Origin of the sequence: Streptomyces sp. MK37H (assembly GCF_018035285.1) — a bacterium.
In the GTDB taxonomy this organism is placed as follows: domain Bacteria; phylum Actinomycetota; class Actinomycetes; order Streptomycetales; family Streptomycetaceae; genus Streptomyces; species Streptomyces endocoffeicus.
The window spans coordinates 1-3,449 of the sequence record NZ_JAAAYH010000655.1 but is presented as its reverse complement, the minus strand read 5'-3'; the positions used below and the strand labels follow the sequence as shown (position 1 = coordinate 3,449).

Here is a 3,449-nt window from a genome sequence, read left to right as displayed (position 1 = left end):
GTGGACGACCACCGTATGTTCCGCACCGGGGTGCAGGCCGAGATCGGGGAGACGGCCCGGACCGGGGTCGAGGTGGTCGGCGAGGCTGCCGACGTCGACCAGGCCGTGACCGTGATCACCGCGACCCGCCCCGAGGTCGTGCTGCTCGACGTCCACCTCCCTGGCGGGGGCGGTGTCGAGGTGCTGCGCCGCAGCGCCTCGCTGATGGCCGACCAGGACCGCCCGGTGCGCTTCCTCGCGCTGTCCGTCTCGGACGCCGCCGAGGACGTCATCGGCGTCATCCGCGGCGGCGCCCGCGGCTATGTGACCAAGACCATCACCGGCACCGACCTCGTGGACGCGATCTTCCGGGTCTCCGAGGGCGACGCGGTCTTCTCCCCGCGCCTCGCCGGTTTCGTCCTCGACGCCTTCGCCTCCACCGACGCCCCGCCGGTGGACGAGGACCTGGACCGGCTCACCCAGCGTGAGCGCGAGGTGCTGCGCCTGATCGCGCGCGGCTACGCCTACAAGGAGATCGCCAAGCAGCTGTTCATCTCGGTGAAGACGGTGGAGAGCCATGTCTCGGCGGTGCTCCGCAAGCTCCAGCTCTCCAACCGGCATGAGCTGACCCGCTGGGCGACGGCCCGGCGCCTGGTCTGAGCCCGGGAAGCGGAAACGAAAGCGGGAACGGGCACGGGACGGACGGCGCGGCGGCTCAGCCCGGCACCCCCATCCGCTGCGTGCCGACGACCGACAGCAGCCGCAGCGCCTCCTCGGCCGGTGAGCCGGGGTCGGCGGTGTAGATGATCACCCGCTGGTCCCGGTCGGCGATGTCCAGCGCATCGCAATTGACGGTGATGGGGCCGACGAGCGGATGATGCAGCGTCTTGCACAGGGTGGGCCGGGCGGACACATCGTGGGAGTCCCACAGCCGGGCGAACTCCTCGCTGCCCGAGCGGAGCTCGGCCACCAGCTCGGTCACCTCGGGATCGTCGGGGTAGCGGGCGGCCGCGGCGCGCAGCCCCTGGGCCGAGGTCCGGGCGAACTCGTCCGCGTCCGAAACCCCGTAGAGCCGCCGTCCGTCCCGGTGCGGCCCGAGGAAGGCGCGGCGGACGAAGTTGCGGTCGCGGCGTGAGAGGGCGGAGAAGTCCTCCATGAGGGCGGCGGCCAGATCGTTCCAGGCGATCACCTCGTACGTCGCGGAGAGCACGATCGCCGCCGCGTTCGGCAGCCGCCGCAGCAGGTTCGCGATGCTCGGCCGCACCTCGCGGGAGGGCCCGGCCGGCGGGCCCGGCGGGGCGCCCGCGAGATGGTGCAGATGATCGCGCTCGGTGTCGCCCAGCCGCAGGGCGCGGGCCAGCCCGGTCAGCACCTCGCGGGACGGGCGCGGGGCGCGGGCCTGCTCCAGCCGCGTGTAGTACTCGGTCGAGATGAACGCCAGCTGCGCCACCTCCTCGCGCCGCAGCCCCGGCGTCCGGCGCCGCGTCCCGGCGGGCAGCCCCACATCGGCGGGGGTGATCCGCTCACGTCGGCTGCGCAGGAAGGCCGCCAGCTCTCGTCTGTCCACGCCTTCAGTGTGCGCGGACGGCCGGAGCTCAGCCAGGTACCACCGGTGCCTGGTTGGGCCCCGGAACCCGCAGCAGCCTCGGAAACATGAACACACCGAACACCACCTTCGAAGCCTCGCCCCTCACCCCGGCCGTCGGCCTCCTGGCAGGCAAGGTCGCCTTCATCACCGGCGCCGGGCGCGGCATCGGCGCCGCCGCGGCCCGCCTCTTCGCCCGGGAGGGCGCCCGGGTGCTGCTGGCGGCCCGTACGGAGGCCCAGCTCAAGACGGTCACCGAGGAGATCCGCGCGGCCGGCGGCACCGCGGATCACGTGGTGTGCGACCTGGCCGACGCGACGAGCGTCCGCGCCGCCGTCGACCGGGCCGTGGAGCTGTACGGCCGACTCGACGTGGCCTTCAACAACGGCGCGACGATCCAGCAGCCGGGCCCGATGGACCAGCTGCCGCAGGCCGACTTCGACCACGTCTACGCCGTCAACCTCCGCGGCCCCTGGCTGGCCATGAATGCCGAGGTCGCCGCCATCCGCGCCACCGCGGGAACGGGCGCCATCGTCAACAACTCCAGCGTCGGCAGCCTCATGGGCAACCCCGAACTCCCCGCCTACGGCGCCATGAAGCGCGCGGTCAACAGCCTCACCGAGTCCGCCGCCGTCACGTACGGCCCGGAGGGCATCCGCGTCAACGCCATCGCGCCCGGCGCCACCCTCACCGAGATGATCCGCGCATGGGAGGAGGACTCCCCCGGCGTCGTCGAGCGGATCACCACCCACGCCCCGCTGCGCCGCGCCGCCGACCCGGACGAGATCGCCCAGGCCGCGGCCTGGCTCCTCAGCGACCGCGCCTCGTATGTGACCGGCGTGGTCCTCCGCGTGGACGGCGGCACCCGGGCCTGAGAACGCCGGTAACGCCGGTTGGGAGACGACCCGCTCCGGCGAATAAACCACCCGATCCGGTGACTTCATGTGATCACCCCATCACGGCTGGTCCCCGCGCTCTAGCGTTCGTCACGTGCCGAACGCGGTTGCCTCGGCAGTCCGCGTGTCGAAAGGAAGAGCGAATGATCGTCCAAGACGCACCGCCCGATGTCGGGGCAGTATGGGGGCGAGGAGGCGAAACCATGACCCCCAGCACCGCTGACCGGCCGGAGATGGGCATCGAGGAATTCGAGGAGCTCGCCCGCACGGCGCCGGAAACCGTGAGGCTCGAATTCATCGAAGGGAAGCTAGAGGTCAAGCCCGTGCCGGACGGGGATCACGACGAAATCATCATGTGGGTCCAGGAGCAGTGCATGCAGCACCGTCCGGACCTGCGGCTGTACCGGGAGCGGGGCCTGAAGACGGAGGGGTACCGGCAAGGGCGCGCTCGTCCGGACGGCACTCTCGCGCCTCGCAGGCACTTCGCCGGGCATGGAGAGTGGTCCGACCCGAAGGGTGTCGTGATGACCGTGGAGGTCACCTCGCGGGACGGGGACACGAACCGGCGGGATCGTCTGGACAAGCGGGACGGCTACGCAAGCGCCGGCGTCCCGGTTTACCTCCTCATCGACCGGGACGACTGCACGGTCAACGTCTTCAGCGAGCCGGAGGACGGCAAGTACCGGAGCCTGACCTCGCGGCCCTATGGGGCCGTCATCGAGCTCCCGGATCCCGTCGGGATCACCCTCGACACCGGGGAACTCAAGGACTACGCGTCCTGATCGCCCGGCCTCACGCCGCGCCGAACCGCGGTTCGAGCCCCGTCAGGTCGCGGCTTGCCGACCACAGGTGGGCCGCGACTTCCGCGTCCGCGAGATGACCTCGGACGGGGCGGCGGCGGGGGGTGCCGCGGAGGGCGAAGTGGCGGGGGGTCCATAGTTCGCCGCCGGTGATGGACGGGTCGAGGACCGCTCGTACGGCGGGCCAGG

At 71.9% G+C, this 3,449-nt stretch carries 4 protein-coding genes and 1 pseudogene; 3 read left to right on the top strand and 2 right to left on the bottom strand.

What is annotated here, in order from left to right; translation table 11 throughout:
• Positions 1-639: response regulator transcription factor (locus tag GWI24_RS42220; protein WP_210951317.1), on the top strand; the 639-nt coding region annotated here is incomplete at its 5' end.
• Between the two features lie 55 nt (positions 640-694).
• Here the strand turns inward: GWI24_RS42220 and GWI24_RS42215 are convergent.
• The gene (locus tag GWI24_RS42215; protein ID WP_210951316.1) at positions 695-1,546 is read right to left on the bottom strand and encodes a helix-turn-helix transcriptional regulator; all 852 of its coding nucleotides are present in this window, start codon (positions 1,544-1,546) and stop codon (positions 695-697) included.
• Between the two features lie 86 nt (positions 1,547-1,632).
• Here GWI24_RS42215 and GWI24_RS42210 point away from each other — a divergent pair, with 86 nt between their 5' ends.
• Together GWI24_RS42210 and GWI24_RS42205 are read left to right on the top strand one after the other, a co-directional pair.
• The gene (locus tag GWI24_RS42210) at positions 1,633-2,439 is read left to right on the top strand and encodes an SDR family NAD(P)-dependent oxidoreductase (RefSeq protein WP_210951315.1); all 807 of its coding nucleotides are present in this window, start codon (positions 1,633-1,635) and stop codon (positions 2,437-2,439) included.
• A 224-nt stretch (positions 2,440-2,663) separates the two neighbouring features.
• Positions 2,664-3,242: a Uma2 family endonuclease gene (locus tag GWI24_RS42205; protein WP_210951314.1), complete on the top strand. Its 579-nt coding sequence runs from the start codon at positions 2,664-2,666 to the stop codon at positions 3,240-3,242.
• A 10-nt stretch (positions 3,243-3,252) separates the two neighbouring features.
• Here GWI24_RS42205 and GWI24_RS42200 read toward each other — a convergent pair.
• Positions 3,253-3,449: pseudogene (locus GWI24_RS42200) on the bottom strand (short-chain dehydrogenase); the annotation flags it as partial.